The organism is Clostridium sp. DL1XJH146 (assembly GCF_054819755.1).
In genome coordinates, this window is record NZ_JBTVVN010000134.1 from 1 (window position 1) to 278 (window position 278).

General features: G+C 37.4%; 1 rRNA gene. It reads left to right on the forward strand.

Annotated elements, in window-relative coordinates:
• Positions 1 to 202 precede the first annotated feature (202 nt).
• Positions 203 to 278 (forward strand): 5S ribosomal RNA (rrf, locus tag ACVHXK_RS18825); the annotation flags it as partial.

Sequence of the window (278 nt, forward strand, 5' to 3'; positions counted from 1 at the left end):
GGAGGTGTAAGCGCAGTAATGTGTTCAGCTGACCAGTACTAATAGGTCGAGGGCTTATTCAACAATTTATACAGTGTAATTTATTTCTATGCGATTTTGAAAGAATATTTCAAACACAACAACAACAATATAGATTTTGCGAAAGCAAAATCGACATTCATTGTGCATTGTGAATTGTACATTGTGCATTGAATTAAATGTATCTGGTGATTATGGCTTGAAGGTTACACCCGTTCCCATTCCGAACACGATGGTTAAGCTTCAACACGCCGATGGTA